The organism is Yeosuana marina (assembly GCF_011762485.1).
Classification (GTDB): Bacteria; Bacteroidota; Bacteroidia; order Flavobacteriales; family Flavobacteriaceae; genus Yeosuana; species Yeosuana marina.
Window position 1 is genome coordinate 588,052 of the sequence record NZ_JAAKGI010000001.1, and the last position, 16,433, is coordinate 604,484.

Annotated in this window: 17 protein-coding genes; 11 read left to right on the forward strand and 6 right to left on the reverse strand. The window is 32.7% G+C overall.

Translation table 11 applies throughout. The features are described 5' to 3' along the window. Positions 1-26: 26 nt before the first annotated feature. Positions 27-374 (reverse strand): T9SS type A sorting domain-containing protein, encoded by a 348-nt coding sequence (locus G5V56_RS02575; protein WP_166960839.1) that lies wholly within the window; start codon positions 372-374, stop codon positions 27-29. Positions 375-577: 203 nt separating this feature from the next. On the opposite strand from G5V56_RS02575, the gene G5V56_RS02580 reads away from it, so the two are divergent. Further along, entirely contained in the window at positions 578-1,258 is a 681-nt protein-coding gene (locus tag G5V56_RS02580; protein ID WP_166960842.1) for a response regulator transcription factor, read from the forward strand. Next, a complete protein-coding gene (locus G5V56_RS02585; protein ID WP_166960845.1) occupies positions 1,258-2,301 on the forward strand; it encodes a sensor histidine kinase in 1,044 nt (347 codons plus the stop codon). Before G5V56_RS02580 ends, G5V56_RS02585 begins: the two co-directional genes overlap by 1 nt. On the opposite strand, the gene G5V56_RS02590 is transcribed toward G5V56_RS02585, so the two are convergent. Then, positions 2,275-3,351, reverse strand: a complete 1,077-nt coding sequence (locus tag G5V56_RS02590; RefSeq protein WP_166960849.1) for a UDP-N-acetylglucosamine--N-acetylmuramyl-(pentapeptide) pyrophosphoryl-undecaprenol N-acetylglucosamine transferase — start codon at positions 3,349-3,351, stop codon at positions 2,275-2,277. The genes G5V56_RS02585 and G5V56_RS02590 overlap by 27 nt on opposite strands. A gap of 130 nt (positions 3,352-3,481) precedes the next feature. Here G5V56_RS02590 and trmB point away from each other — a divergent pair, with 130 nt between their 5' ends. Genes trmB through G5V56_RS02605 form a run of 3 tightly spaced genes read left to right on the forward strand, consistent with a single transcriptional unit; the run spans position 3,482 to position 5,121 of the window. Further along, positions 3,482-4,156, forward strand: coding sequence for a tRNA (guanosine(46)-N7)-methyltransferase TrmB (gene trmB, locus G5V56_RS02595; protein ID WP_166960855.1), 675 nt, complete (start codon positions 3,482-3,484; stop codon positions 4,154-4,156). A 2-nt stretch (positions 4,157-4,158) separates the two neighbouring features. After that, a complete protein-coding gene (locus G5V56_RS02600; protein ID WP_166960862.1) occupies positions 4,159-4,788 on the forward strand; it encodes a lysine transporter LysE in 630 nt (209 codons plus the stop codon). Between the two features lie 3 nt (positions 4,789-4,791). Continuing rightward, on the forward strand, positions 4,792-5,121 hold the full coding sequence (locus G5V56_RS02605) for an MGMT family protein (protein ID WP_166960868.1): 330 nt from the start codon (positions 4,792-4,794) through the stop codon (positions 5,119-5,121). 5 nt (positions 5,122-5,126) lie between these two features. On the opposite strand, the gene G5V56_RS02610 is transcribed toward G5V56_RS02605, so the two are convergent. Then, a complete protein-coding gene (locus G5V56_RS02610; RefSeq protein ID WP_166960875.1) occupies positions 5,127-5,978 on the reverse strand; it encodes a hypothetical protein in 852 nt (283 codons plus the stop codon). A gap of 216 nt (positions 5,979-6,194) precedes the next feature. Between G5V56_RS02610 and G5V56_RS02615 the strand changes: the two genes are divergently transcribed. Beyond that, positions 6,195-7,331 (forward strand): Mrp/NBP35 family ATP-binding protein, encoded by a 1,137-nt coding sequence (locus tag G5V56_RS02615; RefSeq protein ID WP_166960881.1) that lies wholly within the window; start codon positions 6,195-6,197, stop codon positions 7,329-7,331. A 3-nt stretch (positions 7,332-7,334) separates the two neighbouring features. Further along, positions 7,335-7,574 carry a NifU family protein gene (locus G5V56_RS02620; RefSeq protein ID WP_166960886.1) on the forward strand — a complete coding sequence of 80 codons (240 nt, stop codon included), beginning with the start codon at positions 7,335-7,337 and terminating at the stop codon, positions 7,572-7,574. Between the two features lie 77 nt (positions 7,575-7,651). Here G5V56_RS02620 and G5V56_RS02625 read toward each other — a convergent pair whose 3' ends face one another. From G5V56_RS02625 to G5V56_RS02635, 3 genes are all read right to left on the reverse strand, one after another. Next, positions 7,652-8,026 (reverse strand): HEPN domain-containing protein, encoded by a 375-nt coding sequence (locus G5V56_RS02625; RefSeq protein WP_166960891.1) that lies wholly within the window; start codon positions 8,024-8,026, stop codon positions 7,652-7,654. A 119-nt stretch (positions 8,027-8,145) separates the two neighbouring features. Next, positions 8,146-11,679: a pyruvate:ferredoxin (flavodoxin) oxidoreductase gene (gene nifJ / locus G5V56_RS02630; RefSeq protein WP_166960896.1), complete on the reverse strand. Its 3,534-nt coding sequence runs from the start codon at positions 11,677-11,679 to the stop codon at positions 8,146-8,148. A 299-nt stretch (positions 11,680-11,978) separates the two neighbouring features. Further along, positions 11,979-12,329 (reverse strand): 4Fe-4S dicluster domain-containing protein, encoded by a 351-nt coding sequence (locus G5V56_RS02635; protein ID WP_166960901.1) that lies wholly within the window; start codon positions 12,327-12,329, stop codon positions 11,979-11,981. 157 nt (positions 12,330-12,486) lie between these two features. Between G5V56_RS02635 and G5V56_RS02640 the strand changes: the two genes are divergently transcribed. From G5V56_RS02640 to G5V56_RS02655, 4 genes are all read left to right on the forward strand, one after another. Continuing rightward, the gene (locus G5V56_RS02640) at positions 12,487-14,343 is read left to right on the forward strand and encodes a 2-oxoacid:acceptor oxidoreductase subunit alpha (protein WP_206285857.1); all 1,857 of its coding nucleotides are present in this window, start codon (positions 12,487-12,489) and stop codon (positions 14,341-14,343) included. A 2-nt stretch (positions 14,344-14,345) separates the two neighbouring features. Then, positions 14,346-15,359, forward strand: coding sequence for a 2-oxoacid:ferredoxin oxidoreductase subunit beta (locus G5V56_RS02645; RefSeq protein ID WP_166960904.1), 1,014 nt, complete (start codon positions 14,346-14,348; stop codon positions 15,357-15,359). 135 nt (positions 15,360-15,494) lie between these two features. Continuing rightward, positions 15,495-15,845, forward strand: a complete 351-nt coding sequence (locus G5V56_RS02650; RefSeq protein WP_166960907.1) for an NADH-quinone oxidoreductase subunit A — start codon at positions 15,495-15,497, stop codon at positions 15,843-15,845. Beyond that, positions 15,836-16,429: an NADH-quinone oxidoreductase subunit B gene (locus G5V56_RS02655; protein WP_240911197.1), complete on the forward strand. Its 594-nt coding sequence runs from the start codon at positions 15,836-15,838 to the stop codon at positions 16,427-16,429. Before G5V56_RS02650 ends, G5V56_RS02655 begins: the two co-directional genes overlap by 10 nt. Positions 16,430-16,433: the final 4 nt, after the last annotated feature.

Below are 16,433 nucleotides of genomic sequence, written 5' to 3' on the forward strand. Positions count from 1 at the left end.
CGCTTTTAAAATTGTATTTTTTAAGTTTATTTTATTATTAATTTCCGGGTTTCACTGATGTTGTTTTCAGTAATTTTTAAAATGTAAACACCGGTACTTAACTGTGAGATATTAAATTCTTTACCTGTTAATACAGTAGACGATATTAGCTTGCCTAAAACATTATATACGGCAACCGTTTTATTTAATCCTCGTTTAGATGTAATATAAATGTATAATTTTCCGTTACTAACAGGGTTGGGGTATATAGAGAGACCTTCAATATTTTGTTGTTGCTGTTGGGGCGTATAATTCTGATTTGATTGAGAAAACCCTTGAAGAGAAATCAAAAACAAAAGAGAAAAAATAAAAGTTAAAACGTAGTTTTTTTGCATAGTAGGTTGTTTATGTTTTAAAATTACTAAATTCTTTCAAAAGTTATACCAAAGTATTGTTAAAAAAACATGTTTTTAATCGAAAGGTTAAAACACTGTAAGTTATACGTTACCTTATGGTTATTTATATTAAATTTACTCTAAATCTGTGTTATTAATTTTATATTTACTTCAAATAATAAACTTATAATCGTAATTACAGAATGAATAAAAAAGACATTAAAATACTTTTAGTTGATGATGAGCCAGATATTTTAGAGATAGTAGGTTATAATTTATCAAATGAGGGCTATCAGGTGTTAACTGCAGAAAATGGTCTTGAAGCTGTTAAAAAGGCTAAAAAAGAACTTCCTCATTTAATTATTCTTGATGTAATGATGCCAGAAATGGATGGTATAGAGGCTTGTGAAATTATTAGAAAAAGTCCTGATTTAAAAGACACAGTAATTACTTTTTTAACAGCTAGAGGTGAAGATTATTCTCAAGTAGCAGGTTTTGATGCTGGAGCAGATGATTATATAACCAAGCCTATTAAACCAAAAGTATTAGTAAGTAAAGTTAAAGCCTTATTAAGACGTTTTAAAGAACAAGATATTGATAATACTGTTAAAATAGGCAATTTAGTTATCAATAGAGATGAGTATAAAATTATTTTAAACGGCACAGAAATTATTTTGCCAAGAAAGGAATTTGAGTTATTATCTTTATTAGCATCTAAGCCTGGTAAAGTTTTTAAAAGAGATGAAATCCTTGATAAAGTTTGGGGAAATGAAGTGGTTGTAGGCGGAAGAACCATAGATGTTCATATTAGAAAACTAAGAGAAAAAATAGGTGATGATTGCTTCAAAACAGTTAAAGGTGTAGGCTATAAGTTTGTAGATTAATGCGTTCAAAATTCAAAAAAACATATAAGTTTGCAATAAAAACATCGCTTTTTATAACGCTATTTATAACGCTCTTAATGGGTGTTTTTTTATATAGTTTTTATACTATTAACTGGCTGATTCTTTTAGTCTTTTCAATAATATGCTACGTTTTTGCATTTTTAGTTATTCAGTTTAGGGTAGAACGATTTATCTACAGGAGAGTAAAAAAAATATATGATGATTTAACACTTTTAGAATCTGCAAGTTTAACACGCGGCCCAATAAATACGGATATGGGTACGCTTACTCAGGAAATAGATAAATTTGCTAGAGATAAAAAACTAGAGATAGAAACATTAAAAGTTAGAGACCAGTACAGAAAAGAGTTTTTTGGTAATGTGTCTCATGAATTAAAGACACCGTTATTTACTGTTCAGGGCTATATTTTAACGTTGCTGGACGGTGCTATGAATGATGAAAAAATACGTGAAAAATACCTAACTAGAGCCAGTAAAGGAGTTGAACGACTGGTTTACATAGTTAATGATTTAGACATGATTACCAAATTAGAAATAGGTGATTTACGTTTGAAAATTGAACGTTTTGACATTGTTGAAATGGTAAAAAATGTATTTGATATGTTTGAGATGCGAGCCAACAAGAAAAAAATCACATTAACATTTGATATTGAGTATAACAAACCCATTTTAGTCAATGCCGATAAGGAACGTATCCAGCAGGTATTGATTAATCTGGTTGTAAACTCCATAAAGTATGGTCGTGAAAAAGGAACAACCGAGGTAAGTATTGAAAATCTTATTAAAAACAAGGTAATTGTTAGAATAACTGATAATGGAATAGGAATTGGAAAACCTCATTTATCAAGACTCTTTGAACGTTTTTACAGGGTTGATAAAAGCGGTTCTAGAAGTGAAGGCGGTTCTGGTTTGGGACTTTCAATAGTAAAGCACATTATAGAAGCGCATGATGAAAAAATATATGTTGAAAGTGAATTTGGTGTTGGTAGCGAATTTTCATTCACCCTTGAAAAGGCTAAATAACTGACTGAAATTTAGATTGTTTTCGACGACTTCAAAACCTTTATAATCATTAATTTTTTTTAAACAATCAAATGTAAAATCACTTTGTTTGCAGTAGGGTGCAATTTGTAACGCTTGCATTCTTTTTGCGAGATATAACTGTTCATTTTGTCCGGGTGTCGGAATAAAAAAGACTTTCTTTTTAAATAACACAGCTAAATCCATAATGGTGGTGTAACCAGAGCGCGATACCATGATATCACTTTGTTTAATTGCGTTTTCTAGTTCCAGACTTTTCATAAAGTTATAAATAGTCATATTATTTTGGTGTGTCATTTTTTGGGTATGTTCAATCACTCCTTTTACAACTAGTATAGATTCTTTATAGTTTTTTAATTCACGCAAAATTTTATTTTCTAAAAGTGACCGTTGAGGTTCTGGACCCGATAACAATACCAAAATAGTATACTTTGATGTTGTAGGTTCAGTTTTATTAAACCGGCTTAAAGGACCTAAATATTTAAGATTGAGTTTATGGTTGTTAGTGTGCCCAAGTTTTCCACTTAAATTCTGATTGTTTTCAAAATCTGGAACCCAGCATTCATTATATTTTTTAATAACTTGTTGATGTAACTTGGTTGTTAACCAAGTCGAAGTAAAACCGCTAAAAACTTTAAGTTGATGTGTGATGTAAACAGTTGGAATATGCTTGTTCGAAGTATAAATACCAAAGCGGTTGTCTGAAATGATTCCTTTGATATCATGAGTTTTAATAAGATCTTCAACGACTTTTTTTTCTTCTTGAACTGACTTAAGTAATTTTGGAATAGTTTTAAGCAATTGCCATTTTAATAAAAAGCCATATTTAGAATATTTAATTTGGTAAGATGGAAGTTCAAGACATGTTAGTTTCGGAAATTCCTTTTTGAGTAACTGTAAAGCGTCACCATCGCTTGCTATTATGGGTTCAAAATCGTGTTCAATTAATGCATTAATAATAGGGATACAACGTGAACCATGACCTAAACCCCAGTTTAACGGAGCTATTAAAATTCGCTTTTTGATATTCATCAGTTAGACTATTTTTTATAGGTTATATGCCATTAAAATTCATCAATTTTAAAAGGAGTTATTCTCATTTCATATAAAAACAAAGATAAAGCTAATTTGTTTCCTTAATTTTACCAAAATTTTTAAAAGAGTGGGAAGTAAAAATAAACTGAAACGATTTAAAGAAAACGAAACGTTTAAGAATGTATTTCAACCAACAAGAGATGAATTAGTTAATCAAAACTATTCTTTAAAGGGTAATTGGAATGCTAATTTTTTTAAAAATAACAATCCATTGGTTCTGGAATTAGGCTGCGGAAAAGGTGAGTATTCGGTGGCTTTAGCACAAAAATATCCTAATAAAAATTTCATAGGTATCGATATTAAAGGGGCTCGTTTTTGGCGAGGCGCTAAAACAGCCATTGAAGAAAATCTAGATAATGTAGCTTTTTTAAGAACCCAAATAGAACTTGTCGATTATGCTTTTGCCAGCAATGAAGTAGACGAAATATGGATTACCTTTCCAGATCCGCAAATAAAATATAAGCGAACCAAACACCGTATGACGAACTCAACGTTTTTAAAAAAGTATAAATCTATTTTAAAACCAGAGGGTGTTGTTAATTTAAAAACTGATAGCGAGTTTATGCATGGGTATACTCTAGGGTTATTGCATGGTGAGGGACATGAAGTACTTTACTCCAATCATAATGTGTATAAACAAGAAGGGAGCCCGGAAGAAGTAACTAGTATTCAAACATTTTATGAGGCCCAATATCTAGAACAAAACAAAGCAATTACGTATATTAGGTTTAAAATTAAATAACATTGAACATTACTTTTATCTTTTTTTTAGGACTTATTGTATCGTTAATTGGTATTATACCTCCGGGGTTATTAAATATGACAGCTGCTAAAATAAGCTTAAAAGAAGGTCATGCTCGGGGTATTCTGTTTTCCATAGGTGTTTGTGTTATTGTTTTTGTGCAAACCTATTTAGCTTCAATTTTTGCTAGATATATGTCTAATCATGCAGAGGTTATTGATATTCTTCAACGAGTTGCATTTGTAATTTTTGTATTAATTACTGTATATTATTTATTTATAGCTAAAAAACAAGTAAAACCTCAATTAGAACCTCATATAAGAAGCAAGCAAAGTCGGTTTTTCCAAGGACTATTTTTATCGGCTATTAATGTGTTTCCTATTCCTTATCAAGCGTACATGACTATTACCTTAGCCTCTTTTGGATGGTTAGATTTTAGTCAAATTAATATTATTTCTTATGTGGCTGGGGCTGGCATGGGGACGTTTGTTATGTTGTATGTGTATATGTTTTTTTTCCATAAAATAAAAGATAAACCCATTGCGTCTCAAAAAAGCATGAACTATCTTATTGGAAGTATTACGGGTATTATTTCAATCGTCACATTGATTAATATTATCAAAGAATTATAGTGTATGTCATCAGAAACTTCTAGTTTTTTTGATAGAGTTTATGAGGTTGCAAAATTAATACCCTATGGAAGGGTGACCTCTTATGGCGCCATTGCTACATATCTTGGAGCTGCGAAAAGTGCTCGTATGGTTGGTTATGCTATGAATGGTTCTACAGGAAAAAAAGTACCTGCTCACAGAGTAGTAAACCGCAAAGGATTATTAACAGGAAAACATCACTTTGATGGAACGAATCTTATGCAACAGCTGTTGGAAAGTGAAGGAATTAAGGTGGTAGATAATCAAATTCAAGATTTTGAACGTGTGTTTTGGGATCCTTTAAAAGAATTATAGATTTTTTAATCTAAGAAAATACCGGCACCCAATGTAACTGTTGAAAAGTTCTGGTTTCCAATTCTAAGGTGTTGATATCCAAAAATTAGTTTGTATGTATTAAGATGATAATTGATGAGTCCATTTAATTTATTAACGGTATCATCATTTATAAAGGTTTGATTAAAATTTGCTTCAAGACTAATTGGTTTAGCAAAAAACAATTCAGCACCTAAACCGTAGGCAAACCCAAACCTATTTACAGACCCATCAATGTATGAAGTTCCTAATCCCCACCAAGCATCAAATTTTTCTGTTCGAACACGGTGGTATTTTGCAAGAGCTGTATAAATAGCCAAATTATCATTTCCAAAGTTGGGATTGTTTTCCCATAATTGAAGATAATCTAATTCCAATGCTACTCTTTTTAAAAATCGCATATCTAAATTTAGTTGAGATCCTTTCAATCGGCTGTTTTCAGAAATATATCTAGCGGATAATGACGTCCTAAAAATAGGCGTGTCCTCGTTCCATTCATAGGTGTAGTTTCCTGTATTTAATTTATAGTAAGGATATTTGCTTAAATAGGCATTACTTGCTTGATGACCTTGCTCAAAGGGCGATTCAATAGCAATGCCATAAACGGTATAAGCAAATGCTTGTACAAATACCTCCACAAACAAACCGCCAAAAACCTCAGTAAAAAAACTACCTTCAGAATCGTTGTTATTTTCACCTTCACTATAGGATGTTTTAGAATTTTTTGTAGAAGTTTCATTTTTCTTTAAACTTTCTTCTGCTTTTCCAATTTTACTTTGTGCATGACTAGAAAATCCAATTAGTAGTATAAAACCAAAATAAAGAATAGAGTTTTTCATAAGTCAAAAGTATGTTATTTATAGAGAAATTATAGCACACTAATCATACCAAATATATATCTAAAAAAATGTATATAGTTTAACAATCATTTCAATACATCTACTTTAAAATATAAACTTTTCAGCGTATATTTGTACTTTAGAATAAATCTAAATTATTAATTAATAATTAGATTTATTGAAATGATTTGAAACTCAAATTAAATAAACACACACATGAAATTAAGTAAACAAGATATACTTAAAGCGCTTGAAACTATAACGGCTCCAGGAGACGGAGGAAATATGGTTGAAACAGGAGCGGTTAAAAATGTAATGACGTTTGGCGATGAAGTTATTGTAGATATTACGATTACTAATCCTAGTTTACAAGCTAAAAAAAGGACAGAAGTTGATATCATGAAAGTTATTCATGATAAGGTTTATGAAAAAGCTAAAATTACAGTGAATGTAAAAGTTGAGGCTTCAGAAAAACCAAAAGTTAATGTAATTAAAGGAAATGCCATTCCTGGTATTCAAAATATTATTGCAGTAGCTTCAGGTAAAGGAGGCGTAGGGAAATCTACCGTTACGGCAAATTTAGCGGTGTCTTTACAAAAAATGGGCTTTAAAGTAGGTGTTTTAGATGCGGATATTTATGGACCTTCTATTCCTATTATGTTTGATGTTGAAAAGGAACGTCCTTTGGCTGTAGATATTGATGGCAAGTCTAAAATGAAACCTGTAGAAAACTATGGCATTAAAATTTTATCGATTGGCTTTTTTACGCAACCAGATCAAGCTGTTGTATGGAGAGGTCCTATGGCAGCAAAAGCCTTAAATCAAATGATTTTTGATGCGCATTGGGGAGAGATAGACTTTTTATTAATCGATTTACCTCCAGGAACAGGAGATATTCATTTAAGTATTATGCAATCACTTCCTATTACAGGAGCCGTTATTGTTAGTACACCTCAAGTTGTGGCATTAGCCGATGCAAAAAAAGGAGTTGCAATGTTTCAACAAGAAAGCATCAATGTACCTGTACTAGGTATTATAGAAAACATGGCCTACTTTACACCAGAAGAGCTTCCAGATAACAAATATTATATTTTTGGAAAGGACGGAGCAAAGCATTTAGCCGAAGATTTAGGTGTTAAGTTTTTAGGAGCCTTACCATTAGTGCAAAGCATTCGTGAGGCAGGAGATGTGGGAAGTCCAGCAGCATTACAGATAGATACACCTTTAGCTGAAGCGTTAAAGGAGATGACCCAGAATGTTGTGCAGGAAGTTGTAAATAGAAATGAAGATTTGCCACCTACTGAAGCAATAAAAATTACGACTATGGCCGGATGTGCCGCCGTTAAAAAATAACTTATGACCTCAGAAGAATTAAGGTTGAATGTTGAAAAAGCGTTAGAAGAAATTCGTCCGTTTTTACAAAGTGATGGTGGGGATATTTCGTTACTATCTATTGAAGATGATAAACATGTTAAAGTTCAACTGTCAGGAGCTTGTGTTGGATGTACTGTGAATCAAATGACCTTAAAATCGGGTGTAGAAATGACCATAAAAAAGTATGCACCTCAAATAGAAACTGTGGTTAATGTTATTTAAGTTATAAAATTAATTTAAATAAAAAGGGCTATTAAACTTAAAGTTTAATAGCCCTTTTAGCAATAGTTTAGTTAAGTTTAAATTATTTTTTCTTTTCTTAAAAAGGTATCTAAATTATCAGCAGCATCAAAACAGTTGCTAACTTTTTCGACTTCATTACAATAACGAGAATTTAAATTGTGTCCTTTACATTCAAAACTTGTTAAATCAACTTTTTCAAAATTTGAATTAATGGTAACACATTGTTTGTAAAGACTCTCAATGGTATTGCAATCTTCAATATCAACACCATTTTTTAATAGATATCCCTTTAAATAAGACTCAATAGCATGTTGCGAATTTTTGCAAATTAAATAGGAAACGATATCTTCTTCGGGTCTAAATAATTCTTCTTTAGCTTCATTGAGTTTCTCTTGGGCAGTTTCAAAATGTTCTTTGGCTTTTGTTCCCATAATGAATGGCTTTTTAAGTTTATAATTATCAAAAGTTTTATTCTAAATACCAGTATTTCATGGCATTTAGAATAAACTTTTAAGATATTCAAGTTAGGTTAACTCCTAGGTTTACAGAATTACATATCTCTGTAAAGCTCTAAGCGTTCCCATTTAGAATCTACAGCTTCTTGAGCTTCAGCAAGTAATGATTTACCTAATTCAGCATCATCTTTAACAACTCTGGTAAAACGTGTTTCGTTATACATAAAGTCGCTTAAAGGAATTGTTGGTTTTTTAGAGTCTAATCTAAATTTTTTCCCTTTTGGTTGTTGAGGGTCAAATCTAAATAAAGGCCAATAACCAGATTCAACTGCTTTTTCTTGTTGTTCAGCACCATGTTTTAAATCATAACCATGCTCACCACAATGAGAATAAGCAATGATAACTGATGGCCCAGGATATGCTGCTGCTTCTTCTATAGCTTTAAGTGTTTGTAAATCTTTGGCACCAATGGCTATTTGAGCTACATATACATTTTGATATGATATAGCTTGCAGTCCTAAACTTTTTTTACCAGTTCGTTTTCCTGATACAGAGAACTTAGCACTTGCGCCTAGAGGTGTTGCTTTAGAAGTTTGTCCACCAGTATTTGAATATACTTCGGTATCCATGATCAAAATATTGATATCCTCGCCAGAAGCTAATACGTGATCTACACCACCATAACCTATGTCGTATGCCCAACCGTCTCCACCAAGAATCCAAACAGCTTTCTTACGTAAGTACTCGGTTAACTGGCTTAGTTTAATGGCGTCATCGTTGTTGTCAAGAATTTTTAAAGTTTTCTTAAGCTCTTCAATGTCTGCTATTTTTTTGCTTTTTTCTGTTTCTGTAACTTCTGGGTTACTTAAAATAGATTCTACGATTTCACTACCTACTAAAAATTCTAAAGATTTTAATAAATCAACAGCTATTTCTTGTTTTTTGGTTAATGCTAATCGCATACCTAATCCAAATTCGGCATTGTCTTCAAATAAAGAGTTTGCCCAGGCAGGTCCTCTACCAAACTCATTAGTTTTGTAAGGTGTAGTTGGAAGATTTCCACCATATATAGAAGAACATCCTGTAGCATTTGCTATTAAAATACTATCTCCATATAATTGAGTAAGTAATTTAATATAAGGAGTTTCTCCACAACCAGAACAAGCACCAGAGAACTCAAATAAAGGTTCTAAGAATTGTGATCCTTTTACGTTTGTAATTTGTAATTCATTACGATCGTAATAAGGAAGACTTGTAAAGTAGTCCCAATTAGCAATCTCTTTATCTTTTACATCCAGTTTTTTGGTCATGTTGATTGATTTAAAATCATCAATCTCTTTACTTACAGCAGGACAAACTGCCACACAAAGGTCGCAACCTGTACAGTCTTCTGGAGACACTTGTAAAACATAAGATTCCGTTTCAGCATTAAAAGGTCTTCCTTTAGCGGGAACTGCTTTTAACGATGATGGCATATCAGCTAATAGATCATTTGAAACTACTTTTGATCGGATTGCTGCATGAGGACAAATAGCCACACATTTATTACATTGTGTACATAAGTTTTCATCATCCCAAACAGGTATAAAATCAGCAATTCCTCGTTTTTCATATTGTGTAGTTCCAGTAGGGAATGTACCATCTACAGGGAACGCACTTACTGGTAATTCATCACCAGCTCCAGCTAATATTTTTTCTAATACTTCTGTTACAAATCCATCAGGAGCATCAGTCATAGCGGATAATAAATGTTTCTCGCTTGTTGATACTTTAGGATAGTCTACTTTTTGTAAATTTTCAAGGGCTTTATCAACCGCGTTGAAATTCATTTTCACAACTTTTTCTCCTTTATGAGAATATGATTTTACAATAGCATCTTTAATTTTTTGTATAGCTTCTTCTTTTGGTAAGATACCAGAAATAGCAAAGAAACAAGTTTGTAAAACCGTATTAGCACGTTTTCCAAGATTAGCATCATGAGCCACTTTACTAGCATCAACTACATAGAATTCTGCTTCTTTTTCAATGATTTCTCTTTGAAGTTTTTGTGGTAATTCATTCCAGATTTCATCTTTTGAATATGGTGAATTTAATAAGAAAGTACCACCTTGTTTCAAGTCAACTAACATATTGTATTTTTCAATAAAGTTAAATTGATGACTTGCAATAAAATCAGCTTTATCAATTAAATAAGTAGAGTGAATTGGATTTGGACCAAAGCGCAAGTGAGAAATAGTTTGTGCACCTGCTTTTTTAGAGTCGTACACAAAATAACCTTGTACATAATTATCAGTTGTATCACCAATAATTTTAATTGAGTTTTTGTTTGCTCCAACCGTACCATCAGAACCTAAACCATAAAACATACAGTTTATTGTAGAACGTTTTACTGTAAAGGTATTATCAATTTCTAAATTGGTATGGGTAACATCATCATAAATACCAACGGTAAAATGATTTTTAGGTTTGGATTTTAATAATTCATCATAAACACCTTTAACCATTCTAGGATTAAACTCTTTTGATGATAATCCGTAACGGCCACCAACAACTGTTGGCATATCTCTATCACTTTCAGAAAGTGCAGAAATTATATCTAAATAAAGAGGTTCACCTATACTTCCTGGTTCTTTTGTTCTGTCTAAAACAGCTATTTTTTTAACTGATTTAGGAAGTTGTTTTACAAAGTCTTCGATAGAGAAAGGTCTATACAATCTAACTAAAAGAGCACCAACTTTCTCGCCATTTTCAACCATTTCAGCAACAGTTTCCTTAACTGCACCTTCACCAGATCCCATAATGATTATAACACGCTCTGCTTCTGGATGACCTATATAATCAAACAAATTATAACGTCTGCCAGTATGTTTATAAAACTCATCCATTGTATTTTGAACAATTTCTGGAACTCTTTGATAATATGGGTTCGCTGCTTCACGAGCTTGGAAAAATACATCCGGATTTTGAGATGTTCCTCTAACAACAGGATGATCTGGATCTAGAGAGCGTTTTTTGTGCTCCATAATATTATCTTCGGGCATCATAGCCTTAATAATACTATCTGGAATGCTATCTATTTTAGAAATTTCGTGAGACGTTCTAAATCCATCAAAAATATTTAAAAATGGGACTCTAGATTTTAAGGTTGCTACTTGAGAAATAAGAGCAAAATCTTGAGCTTCTTGCACAGAACTACCAAATAACATAGCAAATCCAGTTTGTCTGGCTGCCATAACATCTGAATGATCACCAAAAATAGACAACGCATGTGTAGCAATTGTTCTTGCTGCAACATGAATAACGCTTGGAAGTAATTCTCCAGCTATTTTGTACATATTAGGTATCATAAGAAGTAATCCTTGTGAAGCCGTAAAGGTGGTCGTTAACGCACCAGCTTGAAGCGAACCGTGAACTGCTCCTGCGGCACCACCTTCACTTTGCATTTCAACAATTCTAGGAATGTTATTCCAAATATTTTTTTGTCCTTTTGAACTATAAACATCCACATGCTCACCCATAGGAGAAGCTGGTGTTATAGGATAAATAGCACAAACTTCATTAGTCTTGTGTGCTACTCTGGCCACCGCTTCATTAGCGTCACAAATGAGTTTTTCAAATCCTTTTTCCATGATTTTATATTTAATTAATTTTTCAGAATTTTAATATGGGGTGAAATTATAAACATTGCATAACTAATTCTATGACTTATGTCAGTTCAGAAAAAAAACGCGTTGTTTTTATTTTATGATATATATCATATTTAGAAGATGTTACTCATTGGATCACATAAAAAAAGGTATAAACATCTTTTTGTTTATACCTTTTTTTGTCATACTAAAATCTAAAGAAAATAGTATGCTTGTGTGAACATTAATTTTTTAAAACATAATATTTTGAATAAAAATAACCGTTTTAAATAATGGTGAGATTATTCACCGTGTAACCAAGCTTTCTTAGTTAAAAGTTCGTCTTCAGACTCTACATGATTTTCATCAGGGATACAACAGTCTACTGGACAAACTGAGGCACATTGTGGTTCATCATGGAATCCTTTACATTCAGTACATTTGTCTGAAACAATAAAGTAAAATTCGTCTGAAATTGGATCGTTTTCTGCATCTGCATCAACCTCTCTTCCATCTGGAGTTGTTACGGAGCCGCTTAAAGCAGTTTCGTCAGAGTAAGCCCAGTTTTGATCTGGTTCATAAATAGCATTGTTAGGACATTCAGAAACACATGCATCGCAATTTATACATTCATCAGTTATAATTATAGCCATAATTTAAAGTGTTTTTTATTATAATATAGTGCAATATTAATCTTAATTTCAATTCTTTTAAATGACATAAATCATATTTCATATTAAAAAGTGAAATTATCTTTGATCACATTAAATATAATAACATTTAATGAATTTGAACTAAATTAAATAGATTATGTTAACAGAAAAAATGGAGCTCCAACCAGAAGTGTTAGAAGCCGTTGTTATTCGTTTTGTTGGAGATTCAGGTGATGGTATGCAATTAACAGGGACCCAATTTTCCGATACGTCGGCCATGTTTGGTAATGATATTGCTACCTTCCCTAATTACCCTTCAGAAATTAGGGCGCCACAAGGAAGCTTATATGGTGTATCAGGTTTTCAAGTACATATTGGTAGTGTTGAAGTGAGTACACCAGGCGATAATTTAGATTTATTGGTGGCCATGAATCCTGCGGGTTTAAAAACTAACCTGTATGCATTAAAGCCGGGTCATACTATTATAGTTGATACAAATGCTTTTACTAAAAAGAATTTAGAGAAAGCACAGTATGAAAATAATCCACTTGAAGACCATAGTTTAGATAACTATAGAGTGATTCAAGTCGATATGACATCGTTAACTAAAGAAGCGTTAAAAGATGTTGAAGGATTAGATAATAAATCAATTACTCGAAGTAAAAACATGTTTGCTTTAGGGATGGTGTATTGGATGTATGGAAGAGAAAAAGATCACACCATTGATTTCTTCAATAAAAAATTTAAAACAAAACCTCACCTTATAGAAGCTAATACTAAGGTTTTAAATGCAGGTTATTATTTTGCTGAGACCTTAGAATTAATTCCAAATGCCTATACCATTTCCCCTGCGAAAATGGCAGCAGGAACCTATAGAGTTATTATGGGTAATACAGCTACAGCTTGGGGATTTTTAGCAGCGGCTGAAAAATCTGGTTTAGAGTTGTTTTTAGGATCATATCCTATTACACCAGCTACAGATATATTACATGAACTGGTAAAACACAAACATTTTGGTGTAAAAGCATTTCAAGCTGAAGATGAAATTGCCGGAATCTCTTCGGCCATTGGAGCATCTTTTGCCGGAGATTTAGCGATTACAACAACCTCCGGACCTGGTTTAGCATTAAAAGGTGAAGCTTTAGGTTTGGCTATGATGATGGAATTGCCATTGGTTGTAGTTAATGTACAACGTGGAGGTCCATCAACAGGGTTACCAACAAAAACAGAGCAATCAGATTTATTACAAGCTATGTATGGCAGAAATGGTGAAAGTCCAGTGATTGTTATTGCGGCGAGTACACCTGCCAATTGTTTTGATTTTGCGTTTCAAGCATCTAAACTAGCTTTAGAACATATGACACCTGTTATATTATTAACAGATGGTTATATAGCTAACGGATCGGCACCTTGGAAAATACAAAGTATTGATGAGTTGCCAGAAATTAAAAACAATATATCTAAAGGCGTTATAGAAGATTGGCATCCTTACACACGAAATGAAGACACGCTGGCTCGTAATTGGGGCATACCAGGAACAGAAGGTTTTGAACACCGTTTAGGAGGTTTAGAAAAAGACAAAGTAACTGGTGACGTCAATCAAGCACCAGAGAATCATGAAGAAATGACGAAGATCAGAGCTGAAAAAGTGAAGCGCGTTCAAAATTATATTCCAGATATTAAAACAGAATTTGCCGATTCAGGAGATTTGTTGGTGGTAGGATGGGGAGGAACCTATGGTTCGTTGCATTCTGCAGTAAAACAAATAAACGAAGAAGGTTATAAAAACATTGGGTTTGCTCACTTCAATTACATTAACCCTTTACCAAAAAATACGGGTGACTTATTATCTAGATTCAAAAAAATTGTTGTTTGTGAATTAAATAATGGTCAGTTTGCTAAGGTTTTAAGAATTAATTTCAATGGTATTGAGTTTTTACAATTTAATAAAATTCAAGGCTTACCTTTTGGAAACAATGAACTTATCGAAGAATTTAAAAAAATAGTAAAATAATTATGGAAGCAACTCTTGAAAAAAAATACACTTTTAAAGATTTCGCTAGCGATCAAGAAGTAAGATGGTGTCCTGGATGTGATGACTATGTTATTTTACGTTCTATGCAAAAAGCACTTCCAGAAATGGGCGTGAAAAAAGAAGATGTTGTATTTGTATCTGGTATTGGATGCTCATCTCGTTTTCCTTATTATATGAATACATACGGAATGCATACCATTCACGGCAGAGCTCCTGCCATTGCTACTGGAGTAAAACTGGCTAATCCTGAATTGAGTGTTTGGGTTATGACAGGTGACGGTGATGCGATGGCTATTGGGGGTAATCATTTTATCCATGTGTTAAGAAGAAATATCGATTTAAACATTGTATTGTTTAATAACGAAATTTACGGATTAACAAAAGGGCAATTTTCACCAACATCATTAGTTGGTCAGAAAACAAAATCGTCTCCTTACGGAAATACACAACCACCATTTCGTCCAGGCGAGTTAGCCTTAGGTGCAGGTGCCAGATTTTTTGGAAGAATAGGAGGGAATGTACCAAAAGACATAACACAGATGCTTATTGAAGCACATCAGTTTAAAGGAACCTCATTAATAGAAGTCCTTCAAAATTGTGTTATCTTTAATGACGGATGTTATAGTAATATTACAAATAAAGACACAAAAGAAGATAAGCAGATTTATTTAGAGCATGGTAAACCCATGATTTTTGGTAAAAATCGGGACAAAGGATTGGTTCTAAATAATCTGAAATTAGAAGTGGTGACTATTGGCGAAAATGGTATTACTGAAGATGATATTTTAGTCCATAATGCTAAGGAAAAGGATCCAACAATGCATCAAATGTTAGTACGGTTAGAATATCCTGTCGCAACAGGAATCATCAGAAGTTTTGAGGACGTAACTCTTGAAGAACGAGAAGATGAATTAACAAGACAGGTGAAGGCAAATTCTAAGTTTACAAAAACAAACGATTTATTCTTTTCAGGAGAAATATACATGGTAAAATAAATTTTATTACTTAAGATTATAGAGTATTTTTTAAAAATAAATAGTATTTAAAATTAATTTTTAAAACCTGACATATGTTAGTATTCAGGTTAATTAATACAACTAATTTTGAATTTTTTAAAACAGATCATTTAAATGGGATCAGAAGCGATTATAGTATTTTTACTAGCGGGAATTATATTAGTTGCAGGAGCAAATTTCTTATCAAATTTAATTTCTCATAAATCAGATAATCCACAAAAACGAGAACCTTATGAAAGCGGAATGGTTACTGTTGGACCTACTTGGGTGCAATTTAAAGTTGGCTATTACCTCTTTGCTATTTTATTTTTAATTTTTGATGTAGAGGTAGCATTTTTAGTGCCGTGGGCTGTAGTTTTTAAAGACTTTGGGTCTGTAGCAATAATTGAGATACTTGTTTTCTTATTTATTTTAGGATTAGGGTTAATTTATGCATGGAAAAAAGGAGCATTAAAATGGGAGTAGACGACAAAGAACGATATTTATCGCAAGCAGAATATAGAAATCAAGAAATTCCTGAAGATTTCCCCGGAAAAGTTATTCCGGCAGGAAATGGAGCTAACGTGATTGTTACTTCATTAGACAAAATAATCAATTGGGGGCGATCAAATTCACTTTGGTCGCTTTACTTTGGTACCAGTTGCTGTGCTATAGAAATGATGCAAACCGGAGCCGCCAGACATGATTATTCACGGTTTGGTTTTGAGGTGGCAAGACCTTCCCCAAGACAAGCCGACTTAATCATTATTGCAGGAACTATCGTCAATAAAATGGCACCTGTGTTACGTCGTTTGTACGACCAGATGGCCGAGCCCAAATATGTAATTGCTATGGGAGCTTGTGCTATTTCTGGAGGACCATTTTTTTATAATTCGTATTCAGTAGTAAAAGGAGCCGACCATGTCATACCGGTTGATGTGTATGTGCCCGGTTGTCCACCTCGTCCTGAAGCTTTGTTGCAGGGTATGCTCATGCTTCAAGATAAAATTAGAACTGAAAACATGAAGCAGAAAGAAAATCCTATTGATGGATTTGATGAAGGAAAATAATAAG

Bases quoted from the DNA above. Each gene is read 5' to 3' on its own strand.
- G5V56_RS02650 (WP_166960907.1), top strand. From the start codon at position 15,495: ATGGGATCAGAAGCGATTATAGTATTTTTACTAGCGGGAATTATATTA.
- G5V56_RS02610 (WP_166960875.1), bottom strand. From the start codon at position 5,978: ATGAAAAACTCTATTCTTTATTTTGGTTTTATACTACTAATTGGATTT.
- G5V56_RS02625 (WP_166960891.1), bottom strand. From the start codon at position 8,026: ATGGGAACAAAAGCCAAAGAACATTTTGAAACTGCCCAAGAGAAACTC.
- G5V56_RS02575 (WP_166960839.1), bottom strand. From the start codon at position 374: ATGCAAAAAAACTACGTTTTAACTTTTATTTTTTCTCTTTTGTTTTTG.
- G5V56_RS02605 (WP_166960868.1), top strand. From the start codon at position 4,792: ATGTCATCAGAAACTTCTAGTTTTTTTGATAGAGTTTATGAGGTTGCA.
- G5V56_RS02590 (WP_166960849.1), bottom strand. From the start codon at position 3,351: ATGAATATCAAAAAGCGAATTTTAATAGCTCCGTTAAACTGGGGTTTA.
- G5V56_RS02635 (WP_166960901.1), bottom strand. From the start codon at position 12,329: ATGGCTATAATTATAACTGATGAATGTATAAATTGCGATGCATGTGTT.
- G5V56_RS02615 (WP_166960881.1), top strand. From the start codon at position 6,195: ATGAAATTAAGTAAACAAGATATACTTAAAGCGCTTGAAACTATAACG.
- G5V56_RS02640 (WP_206285857.1), top strand. From the start codon at position 12,487: ATGTTAACAGAAAAAATGGAGCTCCAACCAGAAGTGTTAGAAGCCGTT.
- G5V56_RS02580 (WP_166960842.1), top strand. From the start codon at position 578: ATGAATAAAAAAGACATTAAAATACTTTTAGTTGATGATGAGCCAGAT.
- G5V56_RS02655 (WP_240911197.1), top strand. From the start codon at position 15,836: ATGGGAGTAGACGACAAAGAACGATATTTATCGCAAGCAGAATATAGA.
- nifJ (WP_166960896.1), bottom strand. From the start codon at position 11,679: ATGGAAAAAGGATTTGAAAAACTCATTTGTGACGCTAATGAAGCGGTG.
- G5V56_RS02645 (WP_166960904.1), top strand. From the start codon at position 14,346: ATGGAAGCAACTCTTGAAAAAAAATACACTTTTAAAGATTTCGCTAGC.
- G5V56_RS02620 (WP_166960886.1), top strand. From the start codon at position 7,335: ATGACCTCAGAAGAATTAAGGTTGAATGTTGAAAAAGCGTTAGAAGAA.
- G5V56_RS02585 (WP_166960845.1), top strand. From the start codon at position 1,258: ATGCGTTCAAAATTCAAAAAAACATATAAGTTTGCAATAAAAACATCG.